Annotated in this window: 12 protein-coding genes, 1 tRNA gene and 1 pseudogene; 10 read left to right on the top strand and 4 right to left on the bottom strand. The window is 68.0% G+C overall.

All coding sequences use genetic code 11. From position 1 onward, the window contains the following. Positions 1-290: 290 nt before the first annotated feature. The gene (locus NLI01S_RS24235) at positions 291-2057 is read right to left on the bottom strand and encodes a TIGR03767 family metallophosphoesterase (protein WP_067609066.1); all 1767 of its coding nucleotides are present in this window, start codon (positions 2055-2057) and stop codon (positions 291-293) included. Between the two features lie 370 nt (positions 2058-2427). Between NLI01S_RS24235 and NLI01S_RS24230 the strand changes: the two genes are divergently transcribed. From NLI01S_RS24230 to NLI01S_RS24215, 4 genes are all read left to right on the top strand, one after another. Continuing rightward, positions 2428-4167, top strand: coding sequence for an outer membrane protein assembly factor BamB family protein (locus NLI01S_RS24230; RefSeq protein ID WP_067609063.1), 1740 nt, complete (start codon positions 2428-2430; stop codon positions 4165-4167). Beyond that, on the top strand, positions 4167-5855 hold the full coding sequence (locus NLI01S_RS24225) for a PQQ-binding-like beta-propeller repeat protein (protein ID WP_067609060.1): 1689 nt from the start codon (positions 4167-4169) through the stop codon (positions 5853-5855). The genes NLI01S_RS24230 and NLI01S_RS24225 overlap by 1 nt, the downstream gene beginning before the upstream one ends. Continuing rightward, a complete protein-coding gene (locus NLI01S_RS24220; RefSeq protein WP_223809369.1) occupies positions 5852-7489 on the top strand; it encodes an outer membrane protein assembly factor BamB family protein in 1638 nt (545 codons plus the stop codon). Before NLI01S_RS24225 ends, NLI01S_RS24220 begins: the two co-directional genes overlap by 4 nt. 108 nt (positions 7490-7597) lie before the next feature. After that, positions 7598-7671, top strand: a tRNA-Pro gene (locus NLI01S_RS24215). Positions 7672-7730: 59 nt separating this feature from the next. On the opposite strand, the gene NLI01S_RS24210 is transcribed toward NLI01S_RS24215, so the two are convergent. After that, positions 7731-8108, bottom strand: a complete 378-nt coding sequence (locus NLI01S_RS24210) for a MerR family transcriptional regulator (protein WP_067609058.1) — start codon at positions 8106-8108, stop codon at positions 7731-7733. 602 nt (positions 8109-8710) lie between these two features. Between NLI01S_RS24210 and NLI01S_RS24205 the strand changes: the two genes are divergently transcribed. After that, positions 8711-9334 (top strand): TetR/AcrR family transcriptional regulator, encoded by a 624-nt coding sequence (locus NLI01S_RS24205; RefSeq protein WP_067609055.1) that lies wholly within the window; start codon positions 8711-8713, stop codon positions 9332-9334. Positions 9335-9413: 79 nt separating this feature from the next. Here NLI01S_RS24205 and NLI01S_RS24200 read toward each other — a convergent pair whose 3' ends face one another. After that, positions 9414-10469, bottom strand: a complete 1056-nt coding sequence (locus NLI01S_RS24200) for an ADP-ribosylglycohydrolase family protein (RefSeq protein WP_067609052.1) — start codon at positions 10467-10469, stop codon at positions 9414-9416. Beyond that, positions 10459-11457 carry an ADP-ribosylglycohydrolase family protein gene (locus tag NLI01S_RS24195; RefSeq protein WP_067609049.1) on the bottom strand — a complete coding sequence of 333 codons (999 nt, stop codon included), beginning with the start codon at positions 11455-11457 and terminating at the stop codon, positions 10459-10461. Before NLI01S_RS24195 ends, NLI01S_RS24200 begins: the two co-directional genes overlap by 11 nt. Before the next feature lie 163 nt (positions 11458-11620). Here NLI01S_RS24195 and NLI01S_RS24190 point away from each other — a divergent pair, with 163 nt between their 5' ends. The 5 genes and pseudogenes from NLI01S_RS24190 to NLI01S_RS24170 all read left to right on the top strand — a co-directional run. Continuing rightward, positions 11621-12628, top strand: a complete 1008-nt coding sequence (locus NLI01S_RS24190; protein WP_067609046.1) for a LacI family DNA-binding transcriptional regulator — start codon at positions 11621-11623, stop codon at positions 12626-12628. Between the two features lie 18 nt (positions 12629-12646). Further along, positions 12647-14002 (top strand): ABC transporter substrate-binding protein, encoded by a 1356-nt coding sequence (locus NLI01S_RS24185; RefSeq protein ID WP_067609043.1) that lies wholly within the window; start codon positions 12647-12649, stop codon positions 14000-14002. 25 nt (positions 14003-14027) lie between these two features. Beyond that, positions 14028-14966, top strand: coding sequence for a carbohydrate ABC transporter permease (locus NLI01S_RS24180; protein ID WP_223809368.1), 939 nt, complete (start codon positions 14028-14030; stop codon positions 14964-14966). Next, positions 14966-15835 (top strand): carbohydrate ABC transporter permease, encoded by an 870-nt coding sequence (locus tag NLI01S_RS24175; protein WP_084392863.1) that lies wholly within the window; start codon positions 14966-14968, stop codon positions 15833-15835. The genes NLI01S_RS24180 and NLI01S_RS24175 overlap by 1 nt, the downstream gene beginning before the upstream one ends. Before the next feature lie 175 nt (positions 15836-16010). Continuing rightward, positions 16011-16246, top strand: a pseudogene (locus NLI01S_RS24170) (sensor histidine kinase); the annotation flags it as partial.

Genomic DNA, 16246 nt, shown 5'->3' with positions numbered 1-16246 from the left:
CACCCGCCCAACAACCCCAAGGCTCCCGGCTCCCGGCTCCTGGCATCAAACCCCTCACCAGCAGCATCTGGGCAGCACGAAATGGGCGGAGCCGATGACTCCCCCAAATCGATGGGATCACGCCCAAGAAACACAGCACCAGCCCGGAGGCTCGAACCTGTGGACAACACACCTCCACTGGTCGGCTTCAGGCCGAAGCAACTCGAATCAACCGGTCCTGGTCCAAAGACCCGGGCCGGCCCGATCTCCTCCGACCCGAAGACCTGAGCCGGTACTGTGCCCTTCCTTCATCAGCGGGCGGGGTGGTGGGCCGCTACCAGGAGTTCGACGTTGCGGTCGACCGGGGAACCCAGCTTGGCGGGCTCGGCGTAGAGGTCGTTGAGGGACAGCTCTCGGTAGAGGGAGGCCAGCCCGGCGGGGGAGAAGTCTCCGTGGTCGACCTGGTAGGGGCTGTCGGCCTCCAAGAGGGTGGTGAACAGTGACATGGTCCCGTCGGCGTTGTCGACGAGTTCGATGCAGCGGGCCAACTGTGGGTGGTCGATGTGGGAGGCGGTGTTGATCTCCCAGAAGCCGCGCTCGGGACTGTCGGAGGTGTGCGCGGTGACCTTGTTGTGGTGGGTGTGGCCGTTCACCCAGGCGAGGACGTTGGGGTAGCGCTTGAGCATGGCCACGAGGATCTGACCGATGAAGCGGACCTCGGTGGGTCGGCGCGAGTCCGGGAGCGGATTGTCCATGGTGTCGCTGGTGTGGTGGCTGAACAGCACGAACAGCTCGTCGGTGACGTCCTGGGCGCGGCGGCGGCCGAGCAGGTCGTAGTAGACCGAACTGGAGGCGAGCAGTGTGCTCTCCAACCAGTCGTACTGGGCCTTGCCGATGGACCCGTTGGCGAGTCCGGCGAGGGTGGTGGTGTCCAGGCTGATTCCGGTGACACCCTCGGCGATGGGGAAGGTGTAGAAGCAGTCCACTCCGTCGGCGTTGGCGTCGGTGAAGCCGTGGCCGTGCGGGCCGGGGCCGGTGTTGGCCTTGTCCAGGTGCGCGGCGACGAACCCGGCCGGGTCGAAGGGCATGCGCCGTTCGTCGGGGGTGACGGTGGCGATGATGGAGGCAGCCTCGATCTCTCGGGCCGTCTCCATCCGCTCGACCTCGTCGGGTAGCTCGCCTACCTGTTCGGGTTCGGTCTGGGCCTCGGCGGTCTGTGCGGCCACCTCGTCCTCGGCGAACATGATCTTGCGGTCGCCGATGAAGGCGTCGGTGAGGGTACCCGCCGGCAGGGTCCCGGACGGGGTGTTGTCGTGGTTGCCGACGGTGCAGAACCAGGGGATGTCCAGTCCGGGGCTTTGGAACTCGGCCAGGGCGGCGGCGAAGAAGCCGGGCAGGTGGGGGAGTCCTCGTTCGGTCTTGTACCGGTCGGCGAGGTCGCTCTCGGGTTGCCAGTACAGGTCCGCCCCGCAGTTCTGCACCCCCTCGTAGCCGGACATGTCGCCGGTGTTGGGGGTGACCGACCCACCGTTGAGGATCGCCATGAGCCAGTCGAGTTCGACCTGCTCGTGGTTGTCGGTGTTGTCACCGGTGGTCATCATGAAGTCGAACGGGCGTCCGGTGACGGGCCCGTTGCGCAGTGAGTTGACCCGGGAGACCAGCGCGGAAGCGCCGATCGGACCGAGCGTCTCCTGGGGCCGGTGAGCGCCGGTACCGAGCAACGGGTGGGTGTACTCGAATCGCACCGGGCTCTGCGCGTCCATGATGTGCAGGTCGGTGAACTGGACGAAGGCGGCCAGCGGGGTGCGCCGGTCGTCGCGGTCGCTCCGGGCGGCCACGAGGTCCTCGCGGACCTCGATGGGCCAACCGGGCCCGGAGGTCAGCGACTTGTAGCCGTCACCGACGGCGATACCGACCTCGGCGAGGGTGGTTCCCTCCGGCGCCACGACCCGGTCCAGGGTCTGGCGCATGAGGCTTTCGTGGGCGGAGGCCGAGGTGGGGTAGGCACCCAGGGCGAGGGCGCCGCCGATCCCGGCGGAGGTGGTCAGGAGGAATCCACGCCTGTTGAGGGAGGGCATGCGTGCGGGTCCTTTCGGGGGTACGGGGCGCACTCATTGAAGAACACCCGGTGCGCTGGGGCAATGGGTGGTGGGCGCCCCCGCCCGACCCGGAGGGGAGAGGACCGGGGCCGGATGGGTAGGATCACCGGTTCGGCTCGTACCGAACCAGGTTCGGTGACGGTCGGTGATGGGGCGATGTCCACCCGCGCGTCGCTTTCGTGCCCGGTCCTGTTCGCCGGGCCCCGCCGAGCCCGTCACGAATATGAAAGTGATTCATGTCTGGCCGAAACCGGCCGGCGCCGGTGGGAGGCCGAACCAGGGAGGCTGCTAGCTTTTCGTGGCGGAAAGCGGTCTTTCGGTCACAAGGTCACAAAAAGGGCGGTGCGGGTTGGCGCGCGAGCGGCGCACGGAGAGCGTTCTGGCATGGGTCGGGGTCGGCACGGTCGCGGGGGCACTGCTCCTGGCCGTGCTGACCGTGATCATGCGCTGGACGGGTGGTTCGGACCAGGGAGAGGGGTTGTTCGAAGACCTCGGCTGGGGCTGGTTCTGGGCCTGCCTGATCGGTGGGATCGCCCTGTGGCGCAGGGTGCACTGGAAGCGCGAGGCTCCGGACCCGACGCGCGGCTGGGACTACGTGACCGGCATGGGTATCGCGGCGGCCGTCGTGTGGCTCATCGCGGGCGACGTGCTCGCCGATGGATGGCATCGCATGGGGGTCGTGGTCTGTGCCCTCGCCATCGGTCTGCTCCTCATGCTCACGGTGGTGCGACGCCCCTTCCTGGAACCCAGATCCCGCTCCCTGACCGCCTTTGGCACGGGTGCGCTGGTCGTGCTGCTGGTCGGGGCGGTCCTTCCGGTTCTCGTTGAGGAGGATCACTCTGATCTCCGGCATGTGGTCGCCGAGGACCCGCCCGAGGCGGCGCCGGTCCCAGAGCGTGTCGCAGAGGTCGGCTGGAACTGGGAACCAGAAGGGGACGCGAAGATCGAACGGGTCCTGCGTGGGGAACACGGGCCGCTGGCCGTGTTCGCTGACGGGGTGGTGTCCCTGAACGGGATCGACGGTTCGGAGGTCTGGTCGTACCGGCGTCCCGCGAGGGAGACGGTCGACGTCCGGACCGCCTATGGGCGTGTGTACGTCACCCGGGATTCGGGCGTCACCGAGGTGCTGGACCGGGCGAGTGGGGAGTCGCTGGTGGAGTACACCGGGGTCCCGAACGCGGACTCCGAAGGAGACGTCGGCCGCGTCATCGGTTGGTCGGGCGCCGTCCGAGTCCACGACGACCAGCGTGACGGCGAGCCGGGGATGAGCGCCTGGGACGCGGAGTCCGGTGAGGAGCTGTGGTTCCGCAGGTCGGCCCCTGAGGAAGGGATCGTCTGCGAGGGCGGGTCGCCCAACGTGCGCAGGGACACGGTGGTCTACGCCGTCGCCTGCGTGGGCGAGGACGACTTCGCCGCATCGGACTCCGGACTCCTCAACCTGGACGCGGCCAAGCGAGTGGTGTTCAGGGTCGTGTCCGTGGACCTGCGTACCGGAGAGGAGCTGTGGAGCCACGAACGCGAGGAACGGGAGGAGATGTTCGTTCCGTACCACCCATGGATCGGCTCGGCGCAAGGGGATGGGGAGAAGGTTCTCGTGGTGGGTGAGTACTTGTCGGCCGTGCCCGCGCTGTTGCTGGACCCGGAGACCGGTGAGGAACTCCTGCACCTCACCGAAGAGCGGTCCGAGGGCGAGGAGGGCCTCAGCGCGGAATTCGTGCTGGACGCCGACGCCGACGGGGCGACCGTGATCTACCGAGGGGACTCCGTGGAAGCCGAGATCCACCACGTCGACACCGAGGGGAACCTCACCGAAGTGGTCGAGGCCGGCGGTGTTCACGTCGATCGCCACCTCGAAACCTTCGCGATGCTGCCGGACCAGGTACTGGCCTTCAATTCTCACTACTCGGCGTACGAGGAACGGGCCCAAGTCCTGGTGGTCTCTCCCGGAGAAAGGTTCGGTGAGGGCCTGGACAACCGGATCGCCCTGGAAGGTCGCGAACCGGTGGAGCAGTTGGTGGCCACCCCCGGTGGGGTCACCGTCCTGATGAGCGAATTCTCGGACGGGCACCTGGAAGGGCTGGTGCCGTGATGCGAGAGAACCGTAGGATCGGTACGGACGTCTTCTGGCGGCTGGTCTCCTGGGCCGGCACCGGTGCCATCCTCGGTGGGGCCTTGGTGATCACGAGCGCGTTGTTGCTCGGGCCCGCCGAATGGCCCGACCTCGGATGGCCCCACCGGGGACTGTGCGGCGCGGTGGTACTGCTCGCCGTGGTCTGGGCGCTGCCGGGCGGTGAACAGCGGCCGGTGGGCGAATACGACTCCGAGCCGGGGGAGGGGTCGGGGCCCATCCGCGTGGTGGCCGCACCGGTGGCGCTCCTTGCGCTGCTCGTGGTGATACGGGAGTTCTCCGAGCCCGAGGGTTCGCGGAATGTCCTGATCGACCTCGCCGCCGTCTCGCACCTCTGGCTCTGGGGCGCCCTGGCTCTGCTGATGGGCGCGGTGGTCCTCGCTGTTTCCGGACGCCCCGAGCCCAGGTGTCCCTCCTCGGCCCGGCCCCGGCTTCAGGCCCTGGTGGCCGGCCTGCTCCCGATCGTGACGTTGTCGGTGTTCGTCGTTCCCACCGTGCTGGAACGTGACCGAACCGTGCACACGCTCGCCCGGCCGCTCGACTCGAAAACGGTCGCGGTCTCCACCTGGGAGCATCCGGTAGCGGAATCGGTGGGTAAAGCCGACGTGGTCCCCACGGCTACCGGCGCGCTGGTCATCACCGATCAAGGGGTACGCGCCCTGGACGTTCGGGACGGCGCCGAGCGCTGGCGGTTCCGGCCGGTCGGCGAGGTGCTGTGGGCCGACGTCGACTTCACCGGTGATCGGGTCGCGGTGCTGTACCGGGACGAGGGCCGAGAGGAACACGAACAGCGGTCGTTGGCCGTACTGGAGGCCGAGACGGGAGAGCCGGTGGGCGACCACCGGATCCACCGACAGGTGGAGAGCGTGCTCTTGACCTCCACCACGTTCGTGGAGGTGCGGGATACCGGTTTCACCGTCCGAGCACACGATGGAGACGAGAACGAGGTCGGCTATCTCCCCAAGGAGGATTGTCGCAAGAGCGGTGCCCCGGTCCTCGCCGGCCCTCGGATCCTGGTCCCTGAGGAATGCGCCTCGGAAGAGGAGCGGTGGTACCAGGTACGTATGTTGCTGGAGAGTGGTGAGTCGTTCGGCACCCGCGAGGTGCCGGGACCGGTGGAGGAGCTGCTGCCGGCCCCGGACGGGTGGTCCACGGTGGTCCACTACGGCGGAGACGAACCGGGTTCGTCGGCCTTCCAGGGCAGGGGCAGCGGCATGCTGGGCGAGGACCTGCCCGACGCCGTGGTGGCCCTTGAAGGCGAGCGACTGATGTACGCCGAGAACGACGACGATCGGGCGGAGTACCGACTGTTGAAGCCGATGGTCGCCAGGGACGATAGGAAGGTCGCCGAGCCCGAGCCCTTGGAGAGCTTCGAGTTCACCGGACGGATCCCGGACCCGGACACCGTCGTCGCGAGCGCCGAGCGGTTCGCCGCCGTCGACGAGGAGGTCGAGGCTCTGCTCGTGGGGGAGTGGGGTTCCGAGTACACCGAGATACCCCTCGACACCGTGGCCGAAGGATTCTCCCCGAGCGATTCTTCCTTCGGCCCGGCCTTGGCCCCGGACACGATCGTGCTCGCCTGCCTCACCGCCGACGGCCACGCCCACGTCATCGGCGTACGACCCTCGATGCTCGGAGCGGAACAGTGACCCAGGAGAAGCGGCTTGGAACGCTGAGGAACCCCCTGACCTGGTTCGGGGCGGGGCTGGTGGCCGGTGCCCTGCTGTGGCTCGTGGTCGTGGCGTGGGTCTACGGAGGGGGAGCCTTCGGCGGAGGTTCCTGGTGGATGCTCTCGGTGCTGGTCGGAATCCTCGCCCTCTTCCTGGTCGTGGACCGGCGTGATGGGTCCGAGAAGCGCTACCCGTTCCGGATGGTCCCCCTGGCCGTCGTCGGGCTCCTGGTGGCCTGGCCGACCTTCCCTCGGGACTCCTTCGAGGTCACCACACGCGACGCTTGGAGCTTCTCGCCCTCTCCCACCGACGTGCACCTGTGGGTGGCCACCTGCGCGGTCGGCCTGGGCTGCTCGCTCCTGCTCCTCGGCCTGCGTCGGCCCGATCCCCGGCCCTGGCTCCACACCCTGCCCTCCGTCGGAGCGGGCTCGCTGGCCGTGGCCCTGACCGGGACACTGGTCGGCACCGTTCTTCTGCCCTGGGTCCCCCGACAGGTGGCCGACGAGCTCCCGGACCCCGCCCAGGTCCCGGCGAACGTCACCCGGGTGGGCTGGGAGTGGCGGCCGCCCATGGGCGTCGAGGTCACCGATGTGCTTTCGGGCGGCCACGGGCCCCTCGTCCTGCTCCGCGACGGCGCCGTGGCCCTGGACGGGACCGATGGCGAGGAACTGTGGTCCTACCGGCGCCCCTACGATCCGGTCCACGACGTGTGGGTCGACGAGGGTCATGTGCACGTACGGCACCAGGTCGGCACCGACGACGGCGGTGATGACCTCCTCCAGACGGTGGCGCTCGACGCGGAGACCGGAGAGATCACCGAGGAGGACTCCGACGCCGTCGTACCCCCGGGCCTGGGGGTATGGGAGTACGGCCATGAACTGGTGGCCGAGGCCCTGGACCTGCCCGAGGAGTGCGTGGTCTCGCAGCACGTGGTCCACGATCGGCTACTGGTCGGGGCTTTCGGCTGCCCTGAAGATCCCGACACCGACACGGTCGTGGCCGTCGACCCGCGATCGAGGACCGAACTCTGGCGCACCGAGTGGGACGCGTCCGCCGAAGGGAATGGCCCCAGACCCACCGAGACCCCCACCACGTGGGCGGGGAGCCCGATCGTCGTGGCCGATGGGCCGGAGGGACGCACCGTCGCCCTGGACCCGGCGACCGGGAACGAACTCGTCACCCTCCCGGATGGGACCGAAGCCGACGACTTTCACGGCGTGGTCCACGCGGATCCACAGGGAAGTGTCGTCGCCTTCGACACCGACCGATTGGAGTACACCTTGCACCGGGCCGACGCTTCAGGTGAGGTCACAGACACCACCGTGCTGAGGGAAACCTTCCTGGGATACACGATCGGCTCGGAGAGGATGGTCGCCCTCGACGACGCACTGGTGATCGCCAAGACCAACGGTGTGAGCGAAGACGACCGGGAAGTCACCGTCCAAGTGGCCCCGTTCGGAGGGACGACCGGTTGGGAAGAGGGGATCGTGTTCAGGGAGGACCGAAGGATCGGCACGTCATCGAGTGAAGCGACCCTGACGCCGACGCCCGGCGCACTGGTCTTCCTGAGCGAGGACGAACGATCCCAGGTCCTGGAAGGATTCGTTCCCTGAACCTGAGCTGAACCGGACCGGCCGCCCACAGGGGAACCCGGTCCGAACACCCCTCCCGATACGGTATGGTTTTCCCTGTTGGCAACGCCGCAGGCGCCGGTCAACGGACGGGACGTAGCGCAGTTTGGTAGCGCACTTGACTGGGGGTCAAGGGGTCGTGGGTTCAAATCCCGCCGTCCCGACAGAGCGGTGAGAGGGGTCCACCATCCGGTGGGCCCCTCTTCGTGTGCCCGGGACGGGGTCAGCCCGTCGGGCTCGTCCGCGACCGTGGGCGATGCTCGCGAGCGGTGTCCATGAGGGCGTCCAGGGCCTTTCGGGCCTGTGACAGGTCGTCGATGCGGGTGGTGATGCGCCGCCGCTCTTGTGCCAGGTTCTCCATCGCGCTGTCGAAGGTCGCCTCGCTGGGGGTGTCGAAACAGGGCATCATCTCAGCGATGGCGCGGCTGGAGGCCCCCGCGGCGAGCAACCGGCGAATGAACTCCACACGTGGGACGGCGTCCTCTGTGTAGTGGCGTTGTCCGCCGACGCTGCGATCACTGCCGAGGAGGCCCTGTTCCTCGTAGTAACGCAACGCTCGAACGCTCGCACCGGTCCGTCGTGAGAGCTCCCCGATCCTCATGACGCTCCCCTCGTGGTCTGTGGCACAACGGCTTGCCTCTCACGTCGATGTGAGGTTTTAGCGTGGTCAATGTACCTGGTCCGGCCACGACTCCGAGAAGGAGCCCTCCCTGGAAGACCCCTTTCCGGCGCGGACGGGTGGAACGAGACCTGACGGCTCTTCTGGCGGCGCTTTCCCACCCCCTGACGGATGGTGTGGTGTCGCACGCCATGTGAACGCCGCACGCGATCTCGCCCACCGAGGCCAGGCCGTGTGGAGCGTGGGGCGCCGGTCGGTGCCGTCCAGCCCCGGTACCCGGGCCGCCGTACTTCTCGGGCAGGGAGATGCCCGACCAGTCCAGGTCCTTTTGCTCGTCGGTCAGGACTCGTGGCATGCCGGGCCTTCCTTCTGTGTTGGATCCGAGAACTCCGATCATTGTCCTCAAGCTATTGTCATTGTGTCAATAGAGCGGTGAGGCCATCCAAGAAGAGCTGATCGGGTACGCTTCCAAGGTTCGTTACGGATCAGATCAGTGAACTCCGGGTGGGGTCGGCCGGTGCGTTGGAGGCGCTTTTGCGGCCGGTATTAGCACCCCGTCAACCCGGGGGAAGGGGTGGAAGGCCATGGGACCTCCCGTGCAACGGCGGCGACTCGAACCGGATCAGAGGCGTTCGGAGATCCTCACCGTGGCCCGCAGGCTGTTCGGTGAGCGGACGTACTCGGCCGTCTCGGTCTCCGAGATCGCCCAGGAGGCGGGGGCCGCGCGGGGGCTGGTCAACCACTACTTCGGTGGCAAACGACAGCTGTACCTCGAAGTCGTGCGGCAGATGTTGGTGGTGCCGCCCTCGGTGGCGGAGAACCTGCCCCGGACCACGATCGAGGAACGGATCTCGATCTGCGTGGACCGGTGGTTGGACTTCGTCGAACGCAACGCGCGGATGTGGCTGTCGGCCATCGGCTCCGAGGCCATCGGGCAGGACCGCGACACCGAGGAGATCATGCTCGAGGCCGATGAGGTGGCCACCGACCACCTCCTCCAGGCCGCCATGATGACCGACGTGGTCGAGGGGCGGGAGAAGCTGCGCGCGATGGTCCGCGCCTACGGGAGCATGCTCAAGGCCGCTTCCAGGGAGTGGTTGGTGCGGGACGCGCTCAGCCGCGCGGACCTGCACGTCATGTTGACCAAGACGATTCTCTACCTGTTGCGGAGCGTCTTTCCCGCCGTGCGCGAGGACGCGTCGGTTTGATGGGCCGACCGGCGGCCACGGCGGATCGACCGCGTGGCCGCCGGAATCGCGGGGTCGGGGCCGGTCCCACGGTCACGGATCAGCGTGTGGGCGCGACGGGGTGTTCCGTACTCATGCGAGGCGTCGCCAGTCGGTCCGCCAGCTCGGTCAGGCGCTGCCCGGCCACCCGGGGCAGAAGGACCCCTTCGAGCAGGTCGACGTGCTCTCGCCAGGTGTCGGGGACCGCGTCGTCGCCACCGGTCGCTCCGCACAGGGCTCCCACCATCGCGGGCAGGCTGTCGGACTGGCGTGGGAACAGGGCCGCGGTCTGTAGACCGGACGTGAGGTCCCCTTCGACCAGGCGTGTGATGGCGAAGGCGAGCGGAAGGGTCTCGGGTGCCACGCCACCGTGACTGTAGCCGGGCCGTCCGAAGGCGTCGACCAGTGCCGGGACCGTCGCGAACACGCCTTCCGCTCGGCCGGGAACGATGGCCGCGGCGCGTTCGATGCCGCGGTGCAGCCAGCTGTCGTCCGGAACGGTGCGCTCGGCCTCCGACAGGGCCGCGGCGAGGTGCTCCCCGGCGGACAGGGCGGCGATGGCGTGCGCCATCGCACCCGCCGCCCACACGCCGTCACGGTCGTGCGTGATGCGTGCGTACTCCGTGGCGGTCTCGGTGGCCTTTCGGGTGTCACCGGAGTGGAACAGACCGACGGACACCGCCGCCGGCACCGCGGCGTCGTCCCAGTAGACCGGGTTGTCGGTTCCCGTCACCGGCGGGACCCGGCCTTCGAGGGCGTGGAGGACGGCGCCCCGCTCGGCGATCCCGCACCAGACGTCCTCGGTGTCCACGTAGTGCGTGCGCCACTCCTGGAACAGCGACCGGAGGTCGTGCGCACCGGCTTCCAACAGGACGAGCGCGGCGGTGGCCGCGGTCTCGGTATCGTCGGTCCCACACAGCGGGTTGAGCTCGGTGTGCCCCGGAACGAAGGGCAGGAGGGGGCGGGAGATCCGTTGACGGTCCAGGTCGACGTTTTTCTCCCACAGCACACCGCGCCCCCAACCGGCGCGGGCGTGACGGTGGTACTCCGCGGGCAGGCCCAGGGCATCGCCCATCGCCAGGCCGAGCAGGGCGCCGCGAGCGTTCTCAGTTCGCATTCTCGTACTCCTCGTTCCCCTGGGAAGCCTCGTACAGGGCGTCGGCCAGGTCCACCAGGTCGGTGCCGGCGGTCGCGGTCACGCAGACCCCGGAGACCTGCCTGACCTTGGTCCGCCACTCTCGGGGGATGGCGGTCTCACCGTGCATTGCTCCGGCCATGGCCCCCGCCATGGCCGCGATCGTGTCCGAGTCCCGGCCGATGTTGACGGCGCTCACCACGCTGGGGACGAAGGCGCCCCGGGCCGCGGCGAAGAGCCCGAAGGCCAGGGCCACCGCCTCGGGGGCGCTGTCGGGCCAGGGGTAGTGGAAGAGCGGGATCCGACGGTAGAGTTCCCGCTCCGCTTCGGCCATGCTGGAAGCATGGGACGCCACATCCAGGGCCTGCCGAAGGAGCCTGGCGGTCCAAGTGTCCTCGGCCACCGCGGCGAGGCCGGCGGCGATGACCTCGGTGTGGTCGTCGGTCACCAGAGCGCGCGCCACGGCCGCGGCGATGGCCTGTGCCCCATAGATGCCGTCCGCGGCATGACTGACCTGGGCGTCCTCGCGAGCCAGTCGGGCCGCCTCCGCCGGATCACCGGCGCACAGGACACCGATGGGCGCCACCCTCATGGCCGCGCCATCGCTCCACGATTCGTGGTTGTCGTTGCCGCTCATGGGCGGGGCGATCCCGGCCCGGAGATTGGCGATGGCGCCCATCTCGCTGAAGCCGGCCCCTTGGAAACCCCCGTTCTGCGACAACACGGCCCGTGTCCACACGGCCGCGACGTCGTTCGAGGTCAACCGGTGGCCGTGGGCGAGCAGCCCTTGGGCGCACAGCACCGCGTACTCGGTGTCATCGGTTCCCGAGGCCTGGGTGTGGAGGAAATCCTCGACACGTCCGTGTACGGCGTGGATGGCCTCCGGGGTCATGCCCTCGGTGGGCGCCCCCATGGCGTCGCCGACGGCCAACCCCAACAGTGCCCCTCGGCACCGGTCACGCGTGACCATCGGAGTCCTCTCACATCGTTTTGCATAAGCCGAACCAGGATGACACGAGCTCAGGGCCGGAGCAAAAGGGCGCATCGGTTGCTTGTTTGACAGTTCGGGGTGATTTCGACACCATGAGGCGCAGAAATTTGCAAGACGTTTTGCATACGTCGAAGTGGGGACGATGAGTAAGGAACACCGCGTCGGCATCGCCGATGTCGCGGCCGCCGCCGCGGTGAGCGTCACGACGGTCTCCCATGTTCTGAGCGGTCGCAGGCCGGTGAGTGAACGCACCAAGGCCAAAGTCCTAAGGGTCATCGAGGAACTCGGGTACCGCCCCGACCCCTCGGCCAGAGGGCTGCGCACCGGTCGTAGCCACGCGGTCGCCTTGGTCGTCTCCGACGTCACCAACCCGTTCTATCCGCTGATGGCGGCGGGGTTGCAGGAAGTCCTGCAACCCGAGGGGTTCCTGATCTCGGTCTGTGTGGCCCAGGGGACCATCCAGGACTTGGACTCGGTGATCGATCATCTGCTGAACCGCAGGGTCGACGGCGTCGTCCTCGCTTCGCTGAACGCACAGGACCGTCACTTCAACGACATCACCGCCGCGGGGACCGCGTTGGTGCGACTCAGCGGCGAACTGGATCCGCGTTTCGGTGACATCGTGCGCGCCGACGACACCGGTGGTATGGCCGATGTGGTCGCACACCTGCTGGAGCGCGGTTACCGCAGGATCGGGTTGGTCAACGGCGATTCCGACAGCGCGCCCGGGCGACTGCGCCTGGCCGGCTACCGCCGGGCACTTCGCGAGTTCGGTCTGGACGTGGACGAGGACCTCATCGTCACGGGACCCTTCACCCGTACCGGTGGGGCGAACGGCTCACACGCGTTGTTGAACCTTGACCCGAGGCCTGAGGTTCTGGTCTGCGGAAACGACCTGATGGCCGTCGGAGCCATGGACGCGATCCGCGAGAGGGGACTGACCGTCCCCGACGACGTCGCCGTCACCGGCTACGACGACATCGAGGCCGCCTCCCTGGTGACGCCGCGACTCACCACCGTGCACAACCCCGCCTTGGAGATAGGTCGGGCCTGTGCGCGTCTCCTCCTCGACCGCCTCTCCGGTACTCCCAGTGAAGGCGTGCGCGAGGTCGTGCTCCCCCAAAAACTCATCGTCCGCGAATCGACCTGACGACCCCAAAGGACCCCCGTGACCTACCAACTTCCCCGCCGTGACATGTTCAAGATGGCGGGAGGAGCGTTCGCCGGAGCCTGGCTCCTAACGGGCTGCGGAAGCTCCGGGGGCGGTTCCTCGTCCGGTGTCGAGTACTGGGGTGCCTTCCCCACGCCCGAGACCGAGGAGTACTTCCGCTCCCAGTTCATCGATACCTTCAACGAGTCCACCGAGCACTCGGTGAGCATGTCGACCAAGCAGCTCACCGACCTGGCCTCGCTCACCGACACCGCCGTCTCCTCCGGCAACGCCCCGGACATCATCTACTCGCCCGGCCCCTCCACCTCGGTCAACTACGCTCAGGGTCTCAAGACCCTCGAACTGGACGACTACGCGACCGAGTACGGGTGGGAGGACCGGCTGTTGCCCTGGGCGACCCAGCTCAGCCGGGTGGAGGACCGCCTCCACTCCGTCCCCACCAGCTACGGCTCCACGGTCCTGTACTACAACCGTGCCGTCTTCGAGGACAACGGCTGGACGCCTCCCACGACCAAGGCCGAGTTCGAGGACCTCTGCGAGGACGCCGACTCCAAGGGCATGATCCCGGTCGGCGCGGGCAACAGCGGCTACCCCGCCCAGAGCGAGTGGTACCTGACCTGCCTGCTCAACGCCGGCCTCGGCCCGCACTTCCTGTACTCCGTGCTCACCGGTGACCGCGACTGGTCCGACCCTGCCGTGGTCGACCTCATCCAGTCGATGAAGTCGCAGCTGGACAAGGGTTGGTGGGGCGGCGGCGCCGACCGTTACTTCACCAACACCGATCCCGACATGTGCACCGGGCTGGCCACCGGTGAAGTGGCGATGTACATGAGCGGAACCTGGAGCTTCAGCTCCATGGGGAGCTTCTTCACCGACTCGGGCAACGACCCCGAGGACTGGGACTGGGCGCCGCTGCCCTCCCTGGCCGACGACGTCGACCCGGGTGTGTTCCCCCTCGCCATCGGAACCGCGCTGTCGATCGACTCCGGCAGCTCCGACCCCGACGCCGCGGCGGCGTTCCTGGACCACATCATGGGGGACACCACCCGTTCCCTGGAGTACCTGGCCGTGCAGGGGGAGAACCCGCCTCCGGTCGCCTACGAGGCCTCCGACTTCCCCGAGGACACCGACCCCAGGGTCCAGCGCCTGTACGAGGAGATCCCCGAGTCGACCAACATCGGCTACGCGAGCTGGACCTTCCTCCCGCCCGAGACCAACACCGCGCTGTACACCGAGTTCGACAAGGTCATCACCGGTGACATGTCGCCCAAGGAGTACACGGAGGTCCTGGACTCGACCTTCCACCAGGAACTCGGTGCGGGCGCGTCCCCGGCGCCCTTCACGCCCCAGTAGACAGGGAACGGAAACCACCCACCGGATGTCCACCACCACTCTCGTGGCCGGCGGGGGAACAGCCACATCGCGTCCCTCGCCGGTCCGCACCAACAGGCGTCGCCGCCTGACCGGGCTCCTGTTCCTGGCACCTTTGTTGATCGTCAACGTCCTGGTGATCGCCGGACCGGCGTTGACCTCGGTGGCGTACTCGTTCACCGACTGGGACGGGATCAACCCCCCGTCCTTCGTCGGGTGGGACAACTACGCCGCGTTGGCCGGGGACGAAGCCTTCGTCAGCGCGCTCGGCCACAACCTGCTGTGGACCTTGTTCTTCCTCACGGTGCCCATGAGCATGGGCCTGTTGGGCGCCTACCTGCTCAGCCGGATCCGTCGGGGGCGGCTTCTCTTCCAGACCCTGTTCTTCATCCCGTACGTGGTGGCCACGGTCGTATCGGCGGCCGTCTGGCGGCAGATCCTCAGCCCGACGGCCGGAATCATCCCCGTCCTGGATTCCTTCGGGGTGCCGGGGATGGACGGCCTCAACCCGCTGGGCGACCCGGAACTGGCGCTGGGCGCCATCGCCCTCATCAACAACTGGCAGTGGTGGGGCTTCCTGGTCATGCTCTTCCTGGCGGCCATGCAGTCGGTCAACCCGGCCCTGTACGAGGCGGCGCGTCTGGACGGGGCGGGACGCTGGCGCGAGTTCTGGCACGTCACCCTGCCGGGCATCAGACCGACCCTGGTCTTTCTGCTGCTGATGACCATCATCTGGTCGTTCCTGGTCTTCGACTACGTCTACATCCTCACCCAGGGCGGCCCCGCCGGTTCCACGGACATGCTGAGCACCCTGCTCTACCGCACGGCGTTCGGTGAGGGCCGTGCCGGTCACGCCTCCGCCGTAGGCGTCGTCATGGCCCTGATCAGTGCCACCACCATCGCCGGTTACCTCGTGCTCCGGCGCCGACTGCGCTGGGAGGTGTGATGACGTCCGTATCGGAACGGCGCGCGCCGCGAAGGCGACGCGCGACCTCCTCTCGCGGAGGTGGGCCGCTGGTCTACCTGGTTCTCGTACTACTGGCCCTGTACGCCATCGGCCCGATCCTGGTCCTGCTCTTCAGCTCGCTGAAGAACCCGGCCGAGATCAGCAGCAACCCGATGGGGCCGCCCGCCGAGGCGATGTGGGACAACTTCCTCACCGCCTGGCAGAACGCGAACATGGCGGCGGGCCTGTCCAACAGCCTGGTCATCGTGCTCGCCACGGCGGTCGGGGTGTGTCTGATCTCCGGAATGGCCGCCTACGCCATGGTCCGGCTGGACATCCCGGCCCCCGGCGCGCTCACGATGTACCTCCTCGTGGTGACGGCGCTGCCCATTCAGCTCTTCCTCGTTCCGCTGGTGAACTGGTGGACGCGGTTGGGCCTGTACGACACACAGATCGGGCTCATCCTGATCTACTGCGCGATCTACAGCCCGTTCAGCACCCTGCTGCTCAGGTCGTACCTCATCGCCGTCCCACCCGACTACGAGGCGGCCGCCCGCATGGACGGGGCGGGGGAGGTGACGGTGTTCTTCCGCATCGTGTTGCCCCTCATCTGGCCCGGTGTGATCACCGCCGGCCTGGTCGCCGCGCTCCAGGCCTACAACGAGTTCCTCCTCGCGGTCACCTTCATCCAGGACAACGAGGCCCTGCCGGTGTCGATCTCGTTGTACTCCTTCCAGCAGGGCTTCACCGTCAACTACGCCCTGGTGAGCGCGGCCGGGATCATCATGATCCTGCCCGTACTGGTGTTGTTCCTGGTCCTGCAACGTCGTTTCGTGGAGGGCTACGCCTCCACCGGCATGGCGAACTGACCATCAGGGGCGGCCCTCGGGCCGTCCGATCCGCGGATCGAGAGGCGGCCACCGTCCTGGGCCGTCTTCTCGACCGATAGGGGGATCCGGGGTCCGGATGGTGCGCCATCCGGACCCCGAACCCGTACACGATCGAGCACGGAGACCTTTTATACTCGGGCCGATGATGGGGCGGATGAGCGAGCGGACGGACCGGGTCAAGGCGCTGGCGCGGCGGAACGGGACGTGGTGGTGGGACCGCCGGTCACGGTTCGCCGACTGGTGTTTCGCCCTGTTCACGCTGCCCTTCAGCGGGGTGGCGATGCTGGTGGGGGTCACCGGGGAACTGGGCTTGGTCGCCACTCCGCTCATGGACTTCCTCTCCTCGTTCGCGGAGGAGCGCTGGTGGTTGCTGGGCCTGGGCGCGCTGTG

This window comes from Nocardiopsis listeri NBRC 13360 (assembly GCF_001570765.1).
GTDB lineage: Bacteria > Actinomycetota > Actinomycetes > Streptosporangiales > Streptosporangiaceae > Nocardiopsis > Nocardiopsis listeri.
This window is presented reverse-complemented; position numbering and strand designations above follow the sequence as displayed.